Source organism: Microvirga massiliensis, from assembly GCF_001006805.1.
GTDB lineage: Bacteria > Pseudomonadota > Alphaproteobacteria > Rhizobiales > Beijerinckiaceae > Microvirga > Microvirga massiliensis.
This window is the reverse complement of record NZ_LN811362.1, coordinates 165,827-186,769: the sequence shown is the minus strand read 5'-3', so window position 1 is coordinate 186,769 and position 20,943 is coordinate 165,827. Positions and strand designations below refer to the sequence as shown.

19 protein-coding genes and 3 pseudogenes are annotated in these 20,943 nt (G+C 61.5%); 11 read left to right on the top strand and 11 right to left on the bottom strand.

All coding sequences use genetic code 11. The features are described 5' to 3' along the window. Together BN1233_RS50065 and BN1233_RS31790 are read right to left on the bottom strand one after the other, a co-directional pair. Positions 1-144: pseudogene (locus BN1233_RS50065) on the bottom strand (NYN domain-containing protein); the annotation flags it as partial. Positions 145-300: 156 nt separating this feature from the next. Further along, positions 301-609 carry a DUF1330 domain-containing protein gene (locus tag BN1233_RS31790; protein ID WP_046867652.1) on the bottom strand — a complete coding sequence of 103 codons (309 nt, stop codon included), beginning with the start codon at positions 607-609 and terminating at the stop codon, positions 301-303. Positions 610-1,306: 697 nt separating this feature from the next. On the opposite strand from BN1233_RS31790, the gene BN1233_RS31785 reads away from it, so the two are divergent. Further along, positions 1,307-1,588, top strand: a complete 282-nt coding sequence (locus tag BN1233_RS31785; protein ID WP_046867651.1) for a hypothetical protein — start codon at positions 1,307-1,309, stop codon at positions 1,586-1,588. An 857-nt stretch (positions 1,589-2,445) separates the two neighbouring features. Here BN1233_RS31785 and BN1233_RS31775 read toward each other — a convergent pair. Then, a complete protein-coding gene (locus BN1233_RS31775; protein WP_046867649.1) occupies positions 2,446-3,765 on the bottom strand; it encodes an adenylate/guanylate cyclase domain-containing protein in 1,320 nt (439 codons plus the stop codon). A gap of 849 nt (positions 3,766-4,614) precedes the next feature. On the opposite strand from BN1233_RS31775, the gene BN1233_RS43595 reads away from it, so the two are divergent. Next, a complete protein-coding gene (locus BN1233_RS43595; protein ID WP_082145769.1) occupies positions 4,615-6,255 on the top strand; it encodes a PAS domain-containing sensor histidine kinase in 1,641 nt (546 codons plus the stop codon). A 242-nt stretch (positions 6,256-6,497) separates the two neighbouring features. Here BN1233_RS43595 and BN1233_RS31765 read toward each other — a convergent pair whose 3' ends face one another. Further along, positions 6,498-7,328 (bottom strand): 2-keto-4-pentenoate hydratase, encoded by an 831-nt coding sequence (locus BN1233_RS31765; RefSeq protein ID WP_046867648.1) that lies wholly within the window; start codon positions 7,326-7,328, stop codon positions 6,498-6,500. Between the two features lie 103 nt (positions 7,329-7,431). Between BN1233_RS31765 and BN1233_RS47545 the strand changes: the two genes are divergently transcribed. The 3 genes from BN1233_RS47545 to BN1233_RS31755 all read left to right on the top strand — a co-directional run bounded on the left by BN1233_RS47545 (position 7,432) and on the right by BN1233_RS31755 (position 8,246). Then, entirely contained in the window at positions 7,432-7,590 is a 159-nt protein-coding gene (locus tag BN1233_RS47545; RefSeq protein ID WP_154678322.1) for a hypothetical protein, read from the top strand. A 5-nt stretch (positions 7,591-7,595) separates the two neighbouring features. Beyond that, a complete protein-coding gene (locus tag BN1233_RS31760) occupies positions 7,596-7,892 on the top strand; it encodes a hypothetical protein (protein WP_046867647.1) in 297 nt (98 codons plus the stop codon). Between the two features lie 72 nt (positions 7,893-7,964). Further along, positions 7,965-8,246: a hypothetical protein gene (locus BN1233_RS31755; RefSeq protein WP_046867646.1), complete on the top strand. Its 282-nt coding sequence runs from the start codon at positions 7,965-7,967 to the stop codon at positions 8,244-8,246. A gap of 228 nt (positions 8,247-8,474) precedes the next feature. Here the strand turns inward: BN1233_RS31755 and BN1233_RS31750 are convergent. Next, positions 8,475-8,729 (bottom strand): annotated as a pseudogene (locus tag BN1233_RS31750) (SWIB/MDM2 domain-containing protein); the annotation flags it as partial. Between the two features lie 197 nt (positions 8,730-8,926). Between BN1233_RS31750 and BN1233_RS31745 the strand changes: the two are divergent. Continuing rightward, the gene (locus BN1233_RS31745; RefSeq protein WP_052764010.1) at positions 8,927-9,460 is read left to right on the top strand and encodes a hypothetical protein; all 534 of its coding nucleotides are present in this window, start codon (positions 8,927-8,929) and stop codon (positions 9,458-9,460) included. 155 nt (positions 9,461-9,615) lie between these two features. Here the strand turns inward: BN1233_RS31745 and BN1233_RS31740 are convergent, their stop codons facing one another. Further along, a complete protein-coding gene (locus tag BN1233_RS31740) occupies positions 9,616-10,353 on the bottom strand; it encodes an MBL fold metallo-hydrolase (protein WP_046867771.1) in 738 nt (245 codons plus the stop codon). 715 nt (positions 10,354-11,068) lie between these two features. Between BN1233_RS31740 and BN1233_RS31735 the strand changes: the two genes are divergently transcribed. Beyond that, positions 11,069-11,509 carry an MgtC/SapB family protein gene (locus BN1233_RS31735; protein WP_046867645.1) on the top strand — a complete coding sequence of 147 codons (441 nt, stop codon included), beginning with the start codon at positions 11,069-11,071 and terminating at the stop codon, positions 11,507-11,509. 237 nt (positions 11,510-11,746) lie between these two features. Here BN1233_RS31735 and BN1233_RS45140 read toward each other — a convergent pair whose 3' ends face one another. Further along, positions 11,747-11,932 (bottom strand): con-10 family general stress protein, encoded by a 186-nt coding sequence (locus BN1233_RS45140; RefSeq protein WP_074078406.1) that lies wholly within the window; start codon positions 11,930-11,932, stop codon positions 11,747-11,749. Between the two features lie 1,405 nt (positions 11,933-13,337). On the opposite strand from BN1233_RS45140, the gene BN1233_RS31730 reads away from it, so the two are divergent. Then, positions 13,338-13,829, top strand: a complete 492-nt coding sequence (locus tag BN1233_RS31730; protein WP_046867644.1) for a Ros/MucR family transcriptional regulator — start codon at positions 13,338-13,340, stop codon at positions 13,827-13,829. 63 nt (positions 13,830-13,892) lie between these two features. Here BN1233_RS31730 and BN1233_RS51320 read toward each other — a convergent pair whose 3' ends face one another. Both BN1233_RS51320 and BN1233_RS31725 read right to left on the bottom strand, forming a co-directional pair. Then, a complete protein-coding gene (locus tag BN1233_RS51320) occupies positions 13,893-14,150 on the bottom strand; it encodes a DUF2934 domain-containing protein (protein WP_074078405.1) in 258 nt (85 codons plus the stop codon). A gap of 170 nt (positions 14,151-14,320) precedes the next feature. Further along, a complete protein-coding gene (locus BN1233_RS31725; protein WP_187144418.1) occupies positions 14,321-16,666 on the bottom strand; it encodes a PAS domain S-box protein in 2,346 nt (781 codons plus the stop codon). Positions 16,667-17,550: 884 nt separating this feature from the next. Between BN1233_RS31725 and BN1233_RS31720 the strand changes: the two genes are divergently transcribed. Continuing rightward, positions 17,551-17,781: a DUF6894 family protein gene (locus BN1233_RS31720; RefSeq protein ID WP_046867643.1), complete on the top strand. Its 231-nt coding sequence runs from the start codon at positions 17,551-17,553 to the stop codon at positions 17,779-17,781. A 93-nt stretch (positions 17,782-17,874) separates the two neighbouring features. Then, positions 17,875-18,225, top strand: a complete 351-nt coding sequence (locus BN1233_RS31715; RefSeq protein ID WP_046867642.1) for a response regulator — start codon at positions 17,875-17,877, stop codon at positions 18,223-18,225. A gap of 126 nt (positions 18,226-18,351) precedes the next feature. Here the strand turns inward: BN1233_RS31715 and BN1233_RS31710 are convergent, their stop codons facing one another. Then, positions 18,352-18,891 (bottom strand): sigma-70 family RNA polymerase sigma factor, encoded by a 540-nt coding sequence (locus BN1233_RS31710; RefSeq protein ID WP_046867769.1) that lies wholly within the window; start codon positions 18,889-18,891, stop codon positions 18,352-18,354. Between the two features lie 877 nt (positions 18,892-19,768). Next, the gene (locus BN1233_RS51315; protein WP_425311758.1) at positions 19,769-19,912 is read right to left on the bottom strand and encodes a hypothetical protein; all 144 of its coding nucleotides are present in this window, start codon (positions 19,910-19,912) and stop codon (positions 19,769-19,771) included. 114 nt (positions 19,913-20,026) lie between these two features. On the opposite strand from BN1233_RS51315, the pseudogene BN1233_RS31700 reads away from it, so the two are divergent. Continuing rightward, positions 20,027-20,943, top strand: a pseudogene (locus tag BN1233_RS31700) (IS3 family transposase); the annotation flags it as partial.

Sequence of the window (20,943 nt, the reverse complement as noted above, 5' to 3'; positions counted from 1 at the left end):
ACCTGAAAAATCACCATAGATACGACGGACACTCGCCTCCCCGATCTTCGCGATCTCCTCGAAGAGGCGGCTCGCAATTTTGGCCGAAGCGTTATCAGCGTCGATGAGGACGGCAAGTCGGGCTGAGCGAGCCTCTATAGCCATTGAATCGGGTCTCTCCGAGTCGATTTCACGATAGGGAAAGCGCCTGCCTTCACGAGCAAGTGGGGGATGGTGCCGATCCTCCAGACCGGCTTACCGATGCCCCTGTTGCAGGAGAGGCTCAGGATCGAGCCCCCCTGCCTTGGCTGCGTCCAATCCTCAGTCTGTGGGCTGCGGCCCATCATAGCCCTCGATGACGACGATGTGCACGTCGGCTCGGCCTTTGCGAAGTTCCATCGCTCTGGAATACTCCGGGGAGCGGTAACATTCGAGAGCAGTGTCGAATTCTTTGAATTTGATCACCACGTTGCGGCTGCGAGCAATGCCCTCGACTGTCTCGGACCTCCCGCCTCGAACAAGGAAGCGCGCGCCATACTTGCGGAACGCCTCGGCATTGGCTGCGACGTAATCTTTATAGCCTTCTGGGTCACTCACATCGCCCGACACAATCCAGTAGCCCTTCGGCATACTCTGTCCCTCGTTCTGGACCACGCATGAGATTCCGCCTCAACATAACAGAACCGGTAGCAGTCGAAATACGCTTGGCCAGGATCTCATCGCCCAGAAGGACAATCCGGATAGAGCCCGCAACCGGATGCCTTCGCGAATCGAGCCGAGATGATCCAGTAGTTTCCGTGTAGCCTTGCCTGCGCTCTACACGTGAGCGGTAATCCTCTGCGACCCGTCGCGCCAAGCTTACTTCATAAACAACTGATCATCGGCAACTCTCGAATTTGCGCCAACCGTGATGCGATAAGGCAAGAGAGACTATGTACCCGTTGATTCAGCCAGTACGCCCTCCTGAGGGAGGCGGGCTGGTTAGGCCCTCGGTGGGGGTGCTGACGCTACCGGGGGCCGCCTTCTGCTTGCTGACCGGCTGTAGAGCCGCCGGTCGAAGCCACAATAGAGAGTATTGACCGTGGCAGTTCTAGTAGAAGCGATCTCCGTCATTTGGGCTGGAGGAGACGGGAGATCCTCTCTGCGATTGGATCAACGGCCTGCGCGACTGGTCCCGTTGGTATGAAACCATCAACCACACGGACACGGAACAACGGGAGCAGGAATTGACGGAGCGAGCCCCAGCGACGAAGTAGAAAGCCCTCCACCCTGGAAATGCTTGGTCACTGTGCCTACTGCGGCGATTTACAACCGAAGGGATGCTACTGTGTTCGAAAAGAGAGACAGCTACACGCCTGCGGAAGCCAAACGGGCGTATGATCATCTGGATCAGCTTGTCGCCAGGAAGACCCTGACTCCACGGCAGGCAGGGGCACACCGCAGGCACATTGCCAGCCGGGTTCGGGTCGCATTGAAGCCCTCCTACACGCCACAGGCCGCCAGGCGCGCCAAAACGGAGATCGAGAAGCTCACCGAAGCTGGAACGATCACGATGAAGTCGGCGGCGGCCTATCGGGCGCACATCACCAAACGCACCCAGGCAGCCTAACCTGTCGTCACCGACAAATCCGCCGCCTTACAAAGATTGGCTGCCCCCACTGATTGAAGCGCCGGGTGACCACGACACGGCAGCGCGGACCGGAATACGGCCTATAACCGTAGCGAGGTCCGTAGGGCCGACCATAGTACGGCCGATAAGGCGGCGGTCCATAAGGCTGACCATAGTGACGACCATAGGGGCCTTAGCCCCACTGCGCCTGGGCCGGGGCGGCTGTAGTTAGAGCGGCCCCGCCGAGCACAAGCGCCGCGAGGCCAGCGGGTAACAAGGCTTTCATCCGCACTGCGAGCTTCACCACCGTCGGTGTCTCCTTCGCAATCAAACAACGATCTTCGTCGTAGGCGTCACTCGCATACCCGGCTTGAACCATCCCTGAACGGCATCTTCAGTGCCCGTTGCTGTAACGTACAGGACGATGTCGGGAGGACGGTGTCCGCCAGCTTCCTGCTGGATGGCGAGTCCCCACGTAACAGGCGCAGGTCGAGTACAGCCTCCATACTCAGTTTTAGCCCAAGACACTCGGGAGTAGAGTTCGGGAGAATGGTCAGGGACGATGCCGATGAGTTCCGTTTCAGACAGCAGTTCACCATCTCGGCAACTCTCCAAATCCTTTCCGAGTTTCGGGTCTGACGCGTCCTGCAAATCCTGAGTACGCAGTGCCTCCAGAACTTTGGGTCGATGCTGCGCCATACAGGCACGGATCACCGCTTTCTGAAGGTTACCCTCTATATCCTGGAGCGTCGGAGATCAGACGGCGACCACCTTGCCGCAACTGATGAACTCCAGCAGCGAACCACCTGGATCAGGGAAGACGTATTGGGTGAAACGAACCTGCCCTCAACGTCTCTTCATCGACCTGCGACCGAGAAGATCCTGATCTCGTCGTCAACTCCCTTGATAGCCCGTACCCCTTGAGCGGCGAACGCGATGCTCGAACCGGCCGCAAGGTCGCGCACGGTGCTGGAGACGAGCACTTGTCCGCCTTCGGCGAGCGCCGCGATGCGGGCCGCGATGTGCACAGCGATCCCGCTGATGTCTCCATCCGACCGGACCTCGACCTCGCCCGTATGAACGCCAGCCCGGACCTTCAGGCCAAGGAGCGCCTCCGCTTTGTCCACAACGCTCATCGCGCAGCGAACCGCGCGGCCAGGACCGTCGAAGGTGGCCAGGAAGCCGTCGCCCAGCGTCTTGATCTCGCGCCCACGCAGATGACCGATCTCGCGGCGCACGATCTCATCGTGCTGGTCGAGCCGCGCCCGCCAGCACCGGTCGCCAAGTTCTGACGCCCGACGGGTCGAATCGACAATGTCGGTGAACAGAACGGTCGCGAGTACACGATCCGGCTCGATCTGGGCGCGGGAGCCAGTGAGGAATTCCTCCACCTCGTCAGCGACGCGGTCGGTGTCTCCCACCCAGAGCAGATGATCGGCACCGGGTAACTCCACATACTTCGCACCGGGAATGCTGGCGGCCAGAAACCGCCCCGCCTCGACATTCACCCGCGTATCCCCGACGCGATGCACGATGAGGGTCGGCACCCGTATCAAGGGGGCGACATGCCGGACATCGATCTCGTTGTTCATCCGCATAAGCGCGATGACCGCTGACGGGCTGGCCCCGAGCCGCTCGAAGCGCGCCCAGCCCTGCCGGGAGCGCTCGTCCAACGCCATGCTGGGCGCGAAGAAACGCAGGGTTTCCCCCGTGCCCCAGCTACGCTCGATCACCTCGATGAACGCCGTGAACTTGTCCGGCGGCAGGACCCAGGTTGGAAAATGCCCATACGCGCCATAGAGCACCAGAGCCTGGGTTCGCTCCGGGTGGGTTGCGGCAAAGAGCATGCTCATTGCCCCGCCTTCGGAGATGCCGAACAGGGCAGCCCTTTGGCTTCCGACCGCATCCATGACGGCGCGCACGTCATCCATGCGCTCCTCAAGGGTTGGAATGCTGCCAACCCGGTCGGAGAGGCCGGTCCCGCGCTTGTCGAACAGGATCAGGCGGCTGAAGGAAGCAAGGCGCGCGAGGAACTGTGCCCGGATCGGCTCTTCCCAGGCGAGGTCCAGGTTCGAGATGAAGCCCGGCACGAAGACGAGATCGAAGGGGCCGGTCCCCACCACCTGATAGGCGATGCGAACCTCACCGCTCCGGGCGTAACGGGTCTCGGGCAGCATAGCTTGGCCTGCCTGTCGCCAGCATAAGGTGCTCCCGTTCTGGCCGTTCGGGAAGAGCCCTCACGAGTGGCAGCCTCGGGCCGGGGCCTTCTCGCCACCTTCCATCGGCAGGAGGAGGGTGGTCACACTATGACGTACCGCCCCTCCGCCATTGCTGTGGCTCTGGATGAATGACGCCATATCGCTACCAAATCAGGTTAGTCAGGCTGCCCTAACCCACTGGAAACGAGTTTAATAGCGGTCAGGGGCACGATTTCGCGAGCGTTCGTGCCGCCTCGGCAACGGTTGTCCACCGGCAGCCAACGTGAGCCGACCCCAGGAACCAAACTCAGTTTCTAGCTGAGATGCTTGAGGCGGAAGTTCAGGGGATGGTCGGGACCGGTGTGGGTGGGCGTTATCATCGGAAGCAGACCACGATAGGCCCATAATCAAGTCTCGATCCGGAACGACACCGCGCCAGCCTGCGAGCCGCCTATTGAGCGAGATGCGTCATCGGTGATGATCAGCGAACGCTCCTTCGAGAGGCGGAGCACAACGGCTGGTCTGCATGGCCTCAAGCCAACACGACCTTGCAACACCGCCCCTGAGCAAAAGCCACGCTTGCCTGCCGCCCAGGAAGCTTTACATCGGGCAATCTTTGTGGCCCGCCCTTTTCTCCCGGCTTCATGATCTCAAAATCCCGTCTCGACGTGAGTCACACGTCAGAGCGAACCGCCTATACCGCCGCCCAGGCCAGCACCGGCCAGTCCCACAAAGCCAGTGAGGTCGTGCGGATGGCACTCCAATCCCTCTTGGCGGGGGATCAGCAGGCGTCAGTTCACCAGATGCTTTGGACCTGGAGCGAGCGCAATGCACGGTAACCCTTCTCCCGGCTCACTCCCCTTCCTCAGCGGCGGCGGTGACATGGGCGAACGGATGCGTGCCCACGACTGGAGTTCCTCACCCTTGGGTCATCCTTCGGGATGGCCGCAACCGCTTCGCACACTCATCGGCGTGGTGCTCGCGTCCTGCCAGCCCATGTTCATCGCCTGGGGACCCGAGCGCATCCTGCTCTACAACGACGGGTATGCGCCGATGCTCGGACAGCGCCATCCCGGCGCGCTCGGACAGCGCTTTAACGAGGTCTGGTTCGATATCCTGGACCAAGTTGGTCCGCTCGTGGATCGCGCCTATGCAGGCGAGCCCACGCAGATGGACGACATCATGTTCATCATGCATCGCAATGGGTTCCCCGAGGAGACACACTTCGCCTTTGCCTACACCCCTGTGCGCGACGAGTCGGGCACGGTAGCAGGCATGGTCTGCACCTGTAACGAAACCACAACAGCGGTCAGGGCTCGTGCCGCGCAGCGAGAGAGCGAAAGACGTTTTCAGAACCTCGCCGATCATGCGCCCGTGATGATCTGGGTCACTGAGCCGGATGGTACCTGCTCCTTCCTGTCCCGGTCCTGGTACGAGTTCACGGGCCAGACCCCAGAGACCGGTCTCGGATTTGGATGGCTGGAAGCCGTCCACCCGGGTGACCGAGGCTGGTCGGGTGAAGTGTTCCGGGCCGCCAACATCAAGCGCGAGCCATTCCGGCTGGACTACCGGCTGCGGCGTGCCGATGGCGTATACCGCTGGGTCATTGATGCCGCTGCGCCTCGCTTCAGCGAGGATGGCCGTTTCCTTGGCTATGTCGGTTCCGTCATCGACATCACCGACCGCAAGCACGCGGAGGAGCGCCTGCGCGAGAGCGAAGCGGAGTTCCGCACCGTCGCCAATGCGGCTCCGGCTCTTGTCTGGGTGGGGTTGGCAAGTGGTGAGATCATCTTCCTGAACGAGCGTTGGCACGAGTTCACAGGCCAGAGCGTAGAGGAAGCGCAAGGCTTCGGCTGGGTGAGCAGCATCCATCCGGATGATGCAAGGCGAATTCTTCCCTATTGGGAACGCTGCCGCGAGGGGGGCGAAATGTATGAGGGTGAAATCCGCTACCGCCGTCAGGATGGAGAGTATCGCTGGCATGCCTTCCGTGCCCTGCCGCGCGGCGGTTCGGACCAGAGTGTCGCGAAGTGGTTTGGCATCAGCGTCGATATTCACGAGCGCAAGCGCTGGGAGGAGCAGCAACGGCTTCTCATCAATGAGTTGAACCACCGGGTGAAGAACACGCTCGCGACCGTGCAGGCGATGGCGGCCCAGAGCTTTCGTGGCCTCGACGGGACAAACCTCCCGAAGGTCAAGGCTTTCGAGGAGCGCCTCTTTGCCCTGGCGCGTGCCCATGATGTGCTCACCCGTGAGAACTGGGAGGGAGCGGAGCTTTGTGAGGTGATCACCGAGGTGATCGAGCCTTACCTGCGCCAGAACGCCAAGTTCTTCGAAATCACAGGACCACGCCTCCGGCTTGATCCGAGAACGGCGCTTGCCATCGCGATGGCAATCTACGAACTCGCAACGAACGCTGCCAAGTATGGAGCGCTTTCTGTTCCAACGGGGTGTGTGACGATTACATAGACGGTTCGGACTGGTACTGCGCCACGTCTCGTGCTGTGCTGGCAGGAACGGGGTGGCCCTCCCGTAGAGCCTCCGACCCGGAAGGGCTTTGGCACGCGGCTGATCGAGCGAGGCTTGGCGCAGGACCTTAATGGCGACGTTCGCCTGAGCTACGAAACCGCCGGGGTGGTATGTAGTGTAGATGCGCCGTTGCCCGAGGTGAGTGACGGGCCTGAGGGGCCGCCCTTCTTCACCTCCTCAAACTAACTTTCTCGGCCCGAGCCGCTCTCCAGGCCAGTGTCCGTTGCCCCTTCTACCTGGAGAGTGACTGATCCCAAGCCCGAGACGGTCACAAGAACCTCATCACCCGGTGCCAGCCAGATCGTCTGAACAAGGCTTCCGGTCAGCACGATCTGGCCTGCTTGGAGCGCCCTCCCCCGGCCTGCCAGATGGTTCGCCAGCCATGCGAGCGCGGCGTACGGGTGCCCCATCACATCCGACCCGCGCCCTCGTCCCCGCTCGACGCCATTGATGAAGGTCTGCCCGACCACCTCCGACAACTCCGGGGCGGCCTCCGGGACCACAGGCGCTCCAAGGACGCAACCGGCTGCGAAAAAGTCGTCCGCGATGAGGGTCGGGGTATCCATCTGTCGCCAGTCAGCGTAGCGGTCGTCTACGATCTCGATGGCGGCCATGCAGGAGGCAACGGCCTGCGCCACGCTCTCCGCCATGAACGGTGCCTCCGATGCAGGAAGGTCTCGTCCGAGACGAACGGCGATCTCGCACTCGATCCCAACCCGGACATAGTCGTTGGTGGCCAGGGTGACGCCGCTCGGGTTGACGCGACCGGCAAAGACACCGCCCGCGCATGGATTGGCGATCCCGAGGTATTGCTGCATCACGGGCGTGGTGCAGCCGATCTTATGCCCGACCACCGGTCCCCAGGCTGGCGTGGCCAATTCGTGAACGGCCTCCTGGACGCGATATGCCTCGACCTCGGTGCTCGGTCTCACCACAGCCGGGAGTTGTCCGAGCGGCGCTCGGGAACGGCGAGCGGCGAAGATGGTGTGGGCTGCTTCCGAAATCCTCTCCATGGTTGCTGGTCCTTGTGAAGCACCTCTTGTCCTACGCTCCGCTCACCGGGCGGGCGGATCGGGCATATAGTGGCTCACGGGCTCCAGGCGACGAGTGCCGGTCATGAGCCGAGCCACCACTCACATTCTCCGGGCCGTCCTTGAGGACGATCCCACCGTCGCGCGCGACATCGAGATCGACAGCGAAAAGAGCCTAAGCGATCTCGCTAAGGGGATCGTGGAAGCCTTTGGCTTTGAGTTCGACCAGATCAGACCAAAGTGACAGGCATGATGACACCTAATCAAGTTCGACTCATTGCCTGGGTCGAGTTCGAGTTCATCCGCCGAACGCTGGCCGTCCGACGTGGCGGCGCACCGCTGCACTGGGTTGGCACGGATCACCGCATGTCCTTCTCTGAAATTCTGACCCAGGCCCAGGAGTTTGGGCTGGAGGAGACGAGCGATCATCTTCGTGAGTGGATCAACGGGCTACGAGACTGGTCCCGGTGGCACGAAGCGATCAACCGCATGGACACAGGACAACTGGAGCAGGAATTGACGGAGCGAGCCCTAATGACGAGGTAGAAAGCCCGCCACCCTGGAAAAGCTCGATCAGTGAACCTACAAGCGGCGATTTACAGCCGAAGGGATGCTCCTGTGTTTGAGAAGAAAGACAGCTACACGCCTGCGGAAGCCAAGCAGGCGTACGATCAACTGGATCAGCTTGTCGCCAAGAAGACGCTCACCCCGCGACAGGCAGGGGCACACCGCAGGCACATCGCCAACCGAGTTCGGGTCGCGTTGAAGCCCTCCTATACCGTGCAAGCCGCCAAGCGGGCCAAAATGGAAATCACGAAGCTCACCGAGGCCGGAACGATCACGATGAAGTCAGTGGCAGCCTATCGGGCGCACATCACCAAGCGCACCCAGGCGGCCTAACCGCTACCGAAAAGGAAGGTTGCAGAACCTGCATTTCTCGGTTGCACATCGCGGGGCATCGACGGCGGCGACAGAGCTATCGCCTGCGGTGTGGGCTGCGCGACCATCATAGTGAGTGATTTGCCGGTCCATTGCCTGCGAGCAAAACAAAACTGCCTTCGAGGAAGCAATGTTTAAGCTTCAAAGAGGGAACGTATTATTCCTGCATCACACCGGAACGAAGTGATTTCACCTGAGATGCTGGGCAAGGTACTTATTCATCTCCGACATGGTCACCTTGTTCCTCCCGCCGAACACGGCCTTGAGCTTGTTGTCGGCCATGATCTCACGCTTGTTCTGCGGGTTCTGAAGCCTGTGCTTCTTGATGTAATCCCAGACTTTGCTCACCGCCTCCGAGCGCGGCAGTGGCGCTGAGCCGACCACCGCAGCAAATTCAGCCGATGGCTGCAAGGATTTCATGAGGGCCGCGTTCGGGATATCTCCCTCACGATTCGTTCCTGTCGACGATAACCTCCAAACTCAGTTTTGGCCCGAGCCGCTCGGGGCGGGAGGACGGGCAAGGACGGTACCGGTGAGCCTCAGCCTCGGAGACAGGCAGCGGTTGGCTCATAGATCAAGTTCTCGACCTGGAATGACGCCACGCCAGCCTCGGGCTATCACGGGGGCGAGAAGTGCCGCCAGTGAGGATCAGCGAACGCTCCTTGGAGCCGATCACCCGTCAGACACTGGATCGGCTTAGCCTCCTCTGCTGTCAGGGAATGGAGGCGTTCTTTGCTCAAAATCCCCGATGGGCAGGCTATCGATCTCGTTTTCTCTATAGTGTCCTCGCGCAGGGGGCCGCGCTGCATTACCTGGACGGCAGGAATGGTGTGAAGGATTTCGACTGTTGGGCGTTCTATGCCTTCGACGAGCGGATCGGACCACTGCCGCCGCGCGGGAGACGCGGCAAACTTGATTTCGGATCGTCCGAGTTCGGGCGTCACCCGGATGACGAGGGGTTCCAAGGTCGGCGGGTGGATGTTCTCGCCCGTTCAATCCGCTCGAACACTGCTCGGGATGGTATCTTGGCGGTCCAGGAATATCTCCGCACGGACCGAAATGACACGCCGCGCCTCCTGGCGCAGAAAGCTGTTGTTGTTCTGGAGCCTGCCGAACGCCGGGGCGAGGTCATCTGGTATCCTACCGCAGCAGCTGATGCCACACGGTGTCTTTGACCATCTGGATTACTCGGTCATGATGGTAGTATTCTTGAGCCAGACCGACACTCTTGCGCTCTGACGTGAAGGAGATCCTGACTACCAGAATTCGCGACGCGAAGTTCCTAGAGGGATGCGGTCCTCGCCCCATGCCCATGATGAACCCTCCCGTCTCAGAGGTCGATTACCAAGCCATCCTCGGCCCGCTCGGCACCCTCGATCCTGACGCTCGTATCGAGCATCTCCGGGCTCATGTGCGTGAGAATGATCCGTTTCGCGCCAATCTCACCGAGGCGCGCCCGCAAGGCGGTCCAAGTCAGGTGGTAGGGCACCTGTCGCTCCACCGTGTATGCCTCCGTGATCAGGAGATCGGCCCCGCGTGCCGCAGGGATGATCGCGTCAACCGAGCCCGTATCGCCGGTGTAGCAGATCACGTGACCAGCGCTTTCCAGACGCAGGGCCAAAGAGGGTGCACCCGAGGGGTGGGGCACCTCGAACGGGGTGACAGTTACACCGTGGACAGACCTCGGCCTCTCCGGCGCAAGTTCGATAAGGTCAATAGAAAACCGGCGCTCAATCTGGGCCGAACCGGGAAACATGGCTTCCATCAGATTGTGGAGACGCTGTTGCGATCCCGTTGGCCCCACGATGGTGAGCGGGGTCGTGCGGCGGCTCACAAACTGGGCATCGAGAAGCAGAAACGGCAGCCCTCCAAAATGGTCGCCGTGGAGATGGGACAGGAACACCGTCTGGACCGCATTCGGGTCCACCCCGAAACGGCGGATCGCGATCAGCGCGGATGCGCCGCAATCGATGAGAAACTGCTGATCGCCAGTGCTCACGTGAAAGCAGGTATGGAGGCGTCCGCCCGAGCCGAAGGCATCACCACAGCCGAGAACTTGAACGCGCATCATGTCCCTCCCTCATCATCTTCTGTCGGAGGAAGATCCGCTCTGGCCAGTGTCGCAATCCGAAGCCCCTCTCCATTCTGCAATCCAGCCCCTCACACCGTCCAGGCACACGTCACCTCCCCTGCTGGCCGCCCCGATACTGGGTCGCAGCCCGCAGCGTGGGGAATTGGTCAGCATGGGCTGACCGAGTAGGCGGGACGGTCAGAAGCCGACAAGAACAGAACCGTCGGTTTTCGGTCTATTGTTCCAGGCAGACGAGAATGCGCCTATCCGGCGATCAGTGGAGCATAGAGGACGCCGAGCACGCCGAGAACAGCAAGGGTAGCACCGATGCTCGCTGGCAATGAGCCTTTTTTCAACCTCGTGACTCATGGCTCCCTCCTCGCACCGCGACCCACGATCTCAGACTTGAAGGGTCTATGGTGGTTGCATCGCGAAGCTTTCGGCCTCGCATCCCTGGCCATTGTACCGGTCCGCCACGCAGCGTCTGTGCTCACCAACACAGAAGACACTGCCCCGGCAAAGTAGTGAGAATCTGCTGAGTTCATACGCAGCGCCACTTCAGCGGAGCCCAGACGAGCAGCGCGAAGTCGGCAGCAAGGGCGACAGTAGGGTGAGCTTGCCGTTATGAACGGCCCTTCTATGTCAGACGTATCGTCGAGGAGGTCGTACCCTGGACCCACTGCTCGGGAAGTCGATCATTCCGTTTGATGAGATGCTGTGGCGGTTCGGGGTGGCCTCGGCCTTCGGGCTGCTGCTGGGCCTCGATCGCGAAATGCGGGGCATCTCTGCTGGCGTGCGGACCCACATGCTCGTGGCCCTCAGTTCGGCGATGACCATGCTGATCGCGCTCGAACTCTTCGAGGAGGTGTCCGCCCGAGGCGAGTCCGATCCGGACCCGACTCGTGCGATCCAGGGACTGGCCCAAGCCATTGGCTTTCTGTGCGCGGGCGTGATCTTCGTGGCGAGAGGCAGTGTCCATGGCCTCACAACAGCCGCCAGTCTCTGGATGACGAGTTCACTCGGCATGGCGGCGGGTGCGGGGATGTACCAGATCGCGGTCGCAGGACTGATCTTCGCGGTTCTCATCCTCTCCGTGGTGTGGCTTCTGACACGCTACATCCCCGGCAGCAGTTCGCAGAAGGACGACCAGTAGCTCAAGCACGTCGGTTGCCGGGCCGGGCATTCTGATCCAGCCCGTGCCGATGCTTACCAAATATGCCAAAAAGAAAGCGCCTCGTGGGCGCTTGCAAGGTCTTCAGCCCACGCAGAGGGGAATGCATGGGCCGAGCAGGCGGTATGAATTTAAAAGCCGCTCGATTACGAATTGTTCCGACACATCATAGGAAAAACTAAATACAAGCTCAATGTCGCGTGCTGCTTCCGCAGTGAGCTAATGTCCGCCACCGCGCGACGCCTGTCCGCCCTTACGTCCCGCATGCGATGCGAGATTCCGGTTCTGCGAGAAGGAACGCTTCTCGGATGGCACGCTCTTGCCGCCCTTGCTGGCAATCTCCCGCTGTTTGTCTGGAGTCATGGACGCAAAACCACGCTTCGACACGCCACTACCTGCTGTCATCTCTTAGCCTCCGTGGCACTTGGCTGCTCACGTGCGATTAACCTCACTCGAAACTGATCGTTCCCGGTGAGCCTTCATGAAATCACACAATGGAGTCACAGCAGAGCTTGGCTTTTCTGCCGTGGCTTACTGCCTCGACCCTGATAATGCTATGAATACTACGAGTGCTCCTCGAACGGCATCTTCCGGGAACTCAAGGCAGTGCTGGTTAGTTATCCTGTTGTAGGCTCTGGAGTGGTGCGAAGGTCCTCTCGGGCAGCGCAAGTCTCCCAGGACGCTTATGAGCGCTGATCAGGACCAGGGTCTACACGGCACGAGCGGGATGATCCGACTGGTGCTCGAAGCCCAGGGCGTTGACTCTGGGCTTTCGCTGTACGGCGTTGAATTTGGTCCTGGAACCCATCGCCGAATAGCCGATCTGAGTATTCCGAATTCCCGACCCAAAGACGATTTGCAATCCAGTGTTAACTGAGCAGGTCTACGAGTAGACCACGTAGCAAGGTTGCCCTACATGCCATCGCCTGCCCAATCGGGCGGTTTCACTTCCATAGGCTACTCCCACCATGCGTATGACACGCTCTCCGGCGCGGTCCTTCACGTTCGAGATCAAGCGCGCCAGCAGGCGCAAACCCGAAGCTCTCAGTCTTCGCGAGAATTCTTCCCTGGACGGCTCTTCCCTCGCGGATCAGGTCTTCGGAAAGCTTTCCGCGCAGCCGCGTGCTGCCCTGCCGCACAAAATCGAGGTTCCCGTCTCGGTTCGTTCGACGCCTGCGCTCAGCACCGACTCACCCGAGGCGTCGTGCACCAGCGAACCAGTGGCGGAGCGGTCTACGCGCCGCATTCTGCCTGACCTTCTGTCGGTCCCAGTAAACCCGGTCGAAGAGCGGGTGCAGCGTGAGGCCGAGGAGCGAGTTGCACGACGCAGGACATCACGGGTACGCAGAGCGAAAGAAGCCGAGCATTCCTCAGTCGCTGCCGCTCACGACAGTATGGCCCCTTCACTTGTAGCGACCATAGTAGGCGTGAGCACAGAGGCGGTGAACGCAGATAGCTCATCACCGGAAGCGATCATCACCGTGCCGCAGAAGGCCATCCAGCCTGTCCAACAGGTTGGGCCATCACGGAAGCGGAAGTGGAACGTCCTTTCAGCATTGACCAAGAAGGCTGAACGGAACGGAAGCCCCCTGCCCCGTCTTCCGGCAGGTCAGCGCTGGAAGCGCCGCTTACCTCGGGCATGCTGGTGAGGCTCGTAAGAAGCGGCTATCTCAAAGTTGCTTGGGGCATGAAATCTTCGTTAGGCGTCCTTGAAACCGCCTGCATGTTTCGGTAGCTGCCGGGCACTTCACGGTGCACTTCTACGGGCTGGCAGCGTCTGACCTGTCGTGAGAAGTTATCACATCACAGGATGACTACCGTGGCCGAACAAGCAGCCTCTCCTCGAAGCGTCATCAAGCTTACGGCTGATGTCAGCTCGGCCTTCGTGAGCAACAACTCTGTTTCACGGACTGATCTGCCTGGACTGATCGGCGGTGTGCATGTGGCCCTTCGAGACGGAAGCAATCCTAATCCCATACAAGAGCCCAAGCTCGATCCTGCGGTTCCCGTGAAGAAGTCGATCACTCTCGACTTCCTGATCAGCCTGGAGGACGGCAAGCCGTACAAATCACTGAAGCGTCACCTCACCCGACTGGGCCTGACACCCCAGCAGTATCGCGAGAAATGGAGCCTCCCGGCCAACTACCCTATGGTGGCTCCGAGCTACGCTGCCCAGCGCTCCGAACTCGCGAAGAGCAGCGGGCTCGGCCGGAAGCCCAAAGTCGCGGCGAAATCGGCTGCCCCTTCTCCGAAGATCACCGCTCCGGCTGCAAACCAGCCCAGGCGCAAGAAGGTTCGGTAAGCTTTCCGCTGTCCCTCAGCGCAAAGGCGACCCGGCCTCCTGAGGTCGTCCGCTCGGGACCGTCTATCTGGTCGCAGGAGCACCGGTAGCCCTGCCGTGACGCCTCACACGTTTTGGCCCGTCGTGGTCACGGCTTGGAGCAGCGGCACGCTTCCGCTTCGATGGAAACGGGATGCCAGCCGCAGGGGTCTCCACGGTTTCAGCCAGGATGTCGCGCACCGCCTGGAACCAATGACGGTCAGCACAACCCTGCACGCACCCATCGTGCAGCCAGAGATAGTAGGCGCGCTCGCTTACCCGCTGTTCGAAGATGCCATCCATGGCGGCCTCCGTCGCAAAGACAAACGGGGGCGGCGGCACATCCGCGCTCGCCCCCGCCGGAGTAGACCCTTTCAGAACCAGCCGTGTTCGCCACGAGCCGGTCCCACGAGGGTCCGAGACCATGGTTAACTCACGGTTAACGAGATCCTCATGACAGGATGACCTCAGACCTATTTCGGTGGGCGAGCCCAGGGGATGACATTCGACGTTGCAGGGTTGGATCGAAGACCGGCCGTCGTGACCTGTTGGATTGCGCTCATCAGAGCTTCGGGCTTGTATGGCTTGATGAGCAGCGTGAAGCCCTCCTGTGTGGCCCGGTTGGCGGCCTCGCTGTACCCGGTCGCGAGCAGCACCGACAGAGGCAACCACCTTTCCCGGACCGTTCGGGCGAGGTCCAACCCATCCTGCTCACCCGGCACCACCAAATCCGAGAACACCAGATCGAAGCTCAAGCCCGCGCCGAGCATCCCGAGGGCCTCATCGGCACTTTCCGCATGGGTAACCGAATGCCCCTTCTCGCTGAGCAACGAAGTCGCGATCTCGGCAACCTGATGATTGTCCTCGACGAGCAGGATGCGCAGCGGACGGCTTTGGACTGCCACGCCCTCCGGCCTCGGCTGAGGTGGCCTTGCTGTAGTTTGTCCCCTCGGCAGGTACAACGTCACCGTAGTCCCCCGACCGACCTCGCTGCGGACATCCACGGTTCCGCCCGACTGCTGGGCAAACCCGTGGACCTGGGCAAGCCCGAGCCCAGTTCCATGCCCGACCTCTTTCGTCGTGAAGAACGGCTCAAAGACCTGCGACAAGGCATCCGGCGGAATGCCGGTGCCAGTGTCGCTCAGGCTGATCGCGACCGCCTCCCGCATTGGGCCTTGGCGCAGTACGGTGTTTTCGATCTTGACGCGAAACGTGCCTCCTTTGGGCATGGCGTCGCGGGCGTTCACGGCGATGTTGATGAGCGCGATCTGAAGCTGCGTCGGATCGACCTCAACCGGCCAGACCCCGTCCGCCAAGTCGAGGTCGAGCCGGATGTCGCCCCGCAGGGATTGCACAAGCATGTCATCCATCCCGGCGATCATGCCCTTCAGGTCCACGGCTTCGGGAAACAGTGTCTGACGACGGCTGAAGGCCAAGAGCTTGCCGGTGAGCTTCCGGGCCTGCTCGACCGCATGCAGGGCATTGTCGATCAGCCGGGGGCGGCGCTCGTCCTTGGCGCGCTTGAGCATGTCGAGATTGCCCATCACGACCGTCAGGAGATTGTTGAAGTCGTGTGCGATCCCCGCTGAGAGTTGGGCAATGGCCGCCATCTTCTGGGCCTCATGGGCTTCGGTTCGAGCCCGCTCCAGGGCCTCGTCAGCGGCCTTGCGGTCGCTAATGTCGCGCGTGATCTTGGCAAAGCCCACGAGGTGGCCCTGCTCGTTGCGGATCGCGTCAATGATCACATGCGCGAAGAAGCGGCTGCCGTTCTTGCGCACGCGCCAGCCCTCCTTCTCGTATCGTCCTTCGCGGGCCGCCGTGTCGAGCGCCAGACGGGGCAAACCGGCCGCACGGTCCTCGACGGTGTAGAAGGTCGAGAAGTGCTGGCCGACGATCTCGTCCTCGGTGTAGCCCTTGATCCGCTGCGCACCGCTGTTCCAGTTCGTCACGTTCCCTTCGGGATCGAGCATGTAGATGGCGTAGTCGGTCACGCCCTGGACCAGCAGGCGAAAGCGCTCCTCGCTCTGGCGCAGGGCTTCCTGGGCGTTCTTCCGCTCCGTGATGTCGCGGGTGATCTTCGCGAACCCGACGAGTTGACCTAGCTCGTTGCGGATCGCGTCGATGACGACATGTGCCCAGAAGTGGGTGCCATCCTTGCGAACCCGCCAGCCCTCGGCCTCGAAGCGTCCCTCGCGGGCGGCCGTCTCAAGGGCTCTCTGGGGCAGCGCGGTCCGCTGATCCTCGGCGGTGTAGAACCGGGAGAAGTGCTGACCGATGATTTCCGGTTCGGTGTAGCCCTTGAAGCGCTGTGCGCCAGGGTTCCAGAGCGCCACATGCCCGTTCGGATCGAGCATGTAGAGGGCGTAGTCGGTCACGCCCTGCACGAGAAGGCGGAAGCGTTCCTCGCTCTGCCGCAGCACCTGTTGGGTCTTCTTGCGCTCCGTGAGGTCTCGGGTGATCTTGGCAAAGCCGATGAGATGGCCCTGCTCGTCACGGATCGGGTCGATGACGACGTTGGCCCAGAAGCGCGAGCCGTCCTGGCGCACGCGCCAGCCCTCGGCCTCGAACCTGCCCTCGCGAGCGGCTGTCTCAAGCACCCGCGAGGGCAAGCCTGTCTGGCGATCCTCGGCGGTGTAGAAGCGGGAGAAGTGCTGGCCGACGATCTCGGCTTCGGTGTAGCCCTTGATGCGCTCGGCTCCAGGGTTCCAACTGGTCACGATGCCCGTGGGATCGAGCATGAAGACGGCGTAGTCCGTGATGGCATTGACGAGAAGCTGAAAGCGCTTCGCATCCTCCATCGGAGCCTGAGAACCAACCATTGAAACGGTCTTCCGATACGCCGGGACTGGCTAGAGGATGATTGGGGCAATGGCGTGAGCCAACTCCTGGCTCAGGCATGGCGTGCGGATGCGACCGGGGTCACGATACGCATCGTCTGTCGCGTGGCTCTGGAGCCATGCGCCTGGACAAGGGGCATTTGACCGGCCCGCAGGTAGTGCTGGGGCAACGCCTCGAAGCCCGCCATGTCGGGCGCGCGGACAGGCGGCCTGCCCGATCTAAACGTGCCACCCGTAGTAGTTGGACGCGCGTTGCAAGAAGGATGCAGATGGCGAACAAGGTGGCACTTGCCGCAACGGCCATTTCGATCATGATCTAGCCTTCCCCAAGGGCATCAGCCAGCAACAACGCCGCCCCGGCTCCCGAGTTGCCGGGCTTGAGGGTCGTTGTTGCCGCAGCCACAGCGGCCGGGTGCCTCGCCGGAAGGGCCTAAGGGCCTGTTCGGGGTCGAGAGAGCACGTGAGGGGCGTCGCGAGGTTCTTGGCCCCTGCCAATAGATCATCTGGCTGCTGTGGACCGGTATCCCCTCGGGCCATCACGAGCAGTCCCTGCTCCATGGCAGCAGCATGCCCCGGCTCTACTTTCATCTACGGGGCAGTGACTCAAACAGACAAGCGATCGAGGGATGCGCCATTCCACGCGGGCATCCCCTTTGTTGGCAGTTGCACATCTGAAAACATCCGCTACCGTGGGTAAATAGGGCAGAAAGAAGCCGAACTTGTGGCGGAACCCGTCACCCAGGAGGACAGCAGAATCGACGGTGGAAGGTGCAAGCAACGCCCATTTGTCGGCCACCGTGATCACGTCATGATTGTAGAAAGTGCTACTGCCATACTGATCTTATTGTTTGCTTGGAGCCTTTATTGTGGTGCGACTTTATTTTCATCTCGTGAGCGAACACGAGGCCATTTTGGACCCTGTTGGCCTTGAGGTTGCGGACGTGGACGAGGCTTACTCCGAAGCCCGAACAATGATCGAGGAGTTTAAGCGCGAGAGTCCGCTGCCGGAAGCAGAGCGCTACGGCTGGCGGCTGGAGGCTGGCACTCACACGGGAGCCGTCGTGTTCTCAATTCCCTTCGATCACGTCCACCACTGATCTAGTGGACCTTGCTTGCCGCCTTGGGCGCCGCATGGCCGTTTCCCAAATGCTGCATAGAACAACAATCCCCAGTTTGATCTTTTCGATTTCATGCATGCTCTGATTATCGAGGACGAGTTTCTCGTCGCCTTGAACATTGAGGATTCGCTTGAAGCTTTGGGCTTCACCTCGCGCGAGACCGTCGCGACCGAGGACAAGGCCGTTACGACCGCACGTCATCACCCGCCTGATCTCATCACGGCCGATGTACGACTCCTGAGGGGCAGCGGCATTGCGGCGGTGAAGCGGATTTTGCAGGAGCAGACCGTTCCCGTCGTGTTCATCACCGGGAACGTCGAGGTGGTGCGCCAGGAGATGCCGGAGGCGGTCGTGGTGAGCAAACCATTCGGGGAAGAGGCTTTACGGCGCGCGGTCGCCGTGGCGCGGGCGCGAGCCGCGTGAGAGCATCCGGACGATGCACTGCTTGGACGGGCTGACGCTGTGGCGGGATGACACCTCTCTGACCCGTATCATACCAGCCCCAAAGAGGGTGGAGAGGTCGCCGTCCATCAGTGGTTTTGTGTTGGCTCACGGGCCGGGCAAAGCGGCTTTCATGACGCGGTCGGCTCCGATGTCTTCCGGGTCCATAATCCCGAGCAGTTCCGCAAGGCGGCGGCGAGCGCGGTTCACGCGGCACTTGACGGTTCCAACGGCCGCGCCGCAGATGTGCGCCGCCTCCTCATAGCTGACCCCGCCTGCAATCAACAGGACAGCCTTGCGCTGCTCGACCGACAGCCTCATGAGAGCGGCCATGAGGTCCAAGAGATCAACATGCCCAGTTTGGTCGGGTGCCGTGGCGAGCCGCGCGGCATAGCGCCCATCTGGGTCCTCGACCTCGCGCCGTCTCTTGCGGGCGGTCGCAAAGAAGTGGTTGCGCAGGATCGTGAACAGCCATGCCTGCATGCTGGTGCCGGGCGTGAATTGGTCGAGATGGCTGAGCGCCTTCATGACCGCCTCCTGGACCAAGTCATCGGCCTGATCGCCATTGCCGGTGAGCGAGATCGCGAAGGCGCGAAGGTTCGGGATGGCTCTTAAGAGGTCTGCGTGAATGTCCTGAGCCAGGGGGATTGCTTTTGACCCAACGGCGACTCGCCCCGCAGGCAAAACTTCGATGAACATCAATGTGCCTCAAAGAGCGAACGCTTTCCGGCGTCAAATACCGTCGAATTCTAACACAGCAGACGCTTTGGCGACCGGTCTCAAAGAACACGAGTTCGCCAGTGCTTTCGGCGAGGGCGTTTACCGCTTCTGACTGGCATCTGGATCATGCGCCGACTCCACTCCGATCAGCGATGCCCCTCTTGGGTGCAGCACGGATGGAAGCAACCGGTCCCGAGTGCGCAGGCGGAGCAGGAGTTCGAACCGAACATCCCGGCCGACGCCCGACCATGTTGGTACGGAAATTCTCACGCATTTCGTTGGAACCGGCCTCTAACCCGCTCATCTGCTCAACTTACAGGCCACTGAAGGAGCTTCCGGAGCTTACAGGCCGTTACCAGTGAGAGACGTGCTCTCTTCCTCGACTTGAAAGCCGTTGTTGTCTCTCGGTATGCGGTGATGGATTGGTGAGGACAGCGACCCCGCTGGGATCGCAACCAGACGGGCCGAGCCTGTCAGATGGTTGAGCCTTGCCCTTCACGGAATCCGTGGCTCCTCAGCGATAAGTGACTGACGCCTGCGGCTCACCTGCGGTTGCGGTCTGCTGCCGCCGCTGCCGGGCAGGACAGGGACTGCAACCGCTCTGTAGAAGCGCTGGCAGGCGCGCTTCCACCCGCCCGAACGCCCGCAGCGGGCTGGAGTTCCAGCATTCAGCCCCCTCTTGTACGCCCCGAAACAATGGCAGCACGAGAGCGATCCAGATCACCTCCGGCCCGCCGTGATGACCGCCTGTTCCGGTAAGGTCACGGTGCAATGCCTTTGTGCCCCTTCGCGCGGGAACCTGCTCTCACTGATTCACGAGAAGTTCCCCTAATGCGATCTGGAAGGCCACGGCTCCGAAGGCGTCGGTGACTTCGATGCGCCAATCCCCTGATACAGCCGTGTGAGAGCACTCCTGTCGGAACTCGTGGACCGCTTTGAGGGCCTCCACACGGGCCTGCACAAGGTTGGCAAGTTCAATCCCGACCTCGTCGGGAAGGACTGACCTGACCCCCGGGATTTCCTCCGGTTGAGGGTAGAGTCCGGGACCTTGGAAGGACCGGACATGAAGCGATCACGGTTTTCAGAGGAGCAGATCATTGCGATCCTGCGCGAGCAGGAGGCGGGCGCGACGACGGCGGACGTCTGCCGCCGCCACGGGATCAGCGAGGCGACGTTCTACGCCTGGAAGGCGAAGTTCGGCGGCCTGAGTATGTCGGAGGCGCGCCGGCTCAAGGCGCTCGAGGACGAGAACGCGAAGCTCAAGCGCATGCTGGCTGACGCCATGCTCGACAATGTAGCCCTGAAGGATCTGCTCTCAAAAAAATGGTGACGCCCGCCGCCAAGCGAGAGGCTGTCGCTCATCTGCGCAGCGCGCACGGGATGAGCGAGCGGCGGGCGTGTGCCGTCCTGGTCGTGGACCGCAAGATCGTGCGGTATCGCAGCCGGAGACCCAATGATGCAGTGTTGCGGGCCAGAATGCGGGAATTGGCAGCCGAGCGCCGCCGCTTCGGCTATCGGCGCCTGCACGTGCTGCTGCGCCGGGAGGGGCTGGTCGTGAACCGCACGCGAACCCAGCGCCTCTATCGCGAAGAAGGGCTCATGCTGAGGCGCCGCCGCAGCCGCAAGCGAGCGATCGGCTCGCGCGTGCCGCTTCCGTCCCTGCCGGCTTTGCCCAAGACGCGTTGGTCCATTGACTTCGTGCACGATCAGATGGTTTGCGGCAGACGCTTCCGGATCCTGAACATCCTCGACGATGTCACCAAGGAGTGCCTCGCGGCCGCTGCGGACACCTCGATCCCGGGCCAACGCGTCGCGCGCGAGCTGACGGCGCTGATTCAGCACCGTGGCAAGCCCGCGATTATCATCTCGGACCACGGCCCCGAGTTCACCTCGAACGCAATGCTCGCCTGGATGCACGAGCACCAGGTCAGTTGGCACTTCATCGCGCCCGGCAAGCCGACGCAGAACGGCATCTGCGAG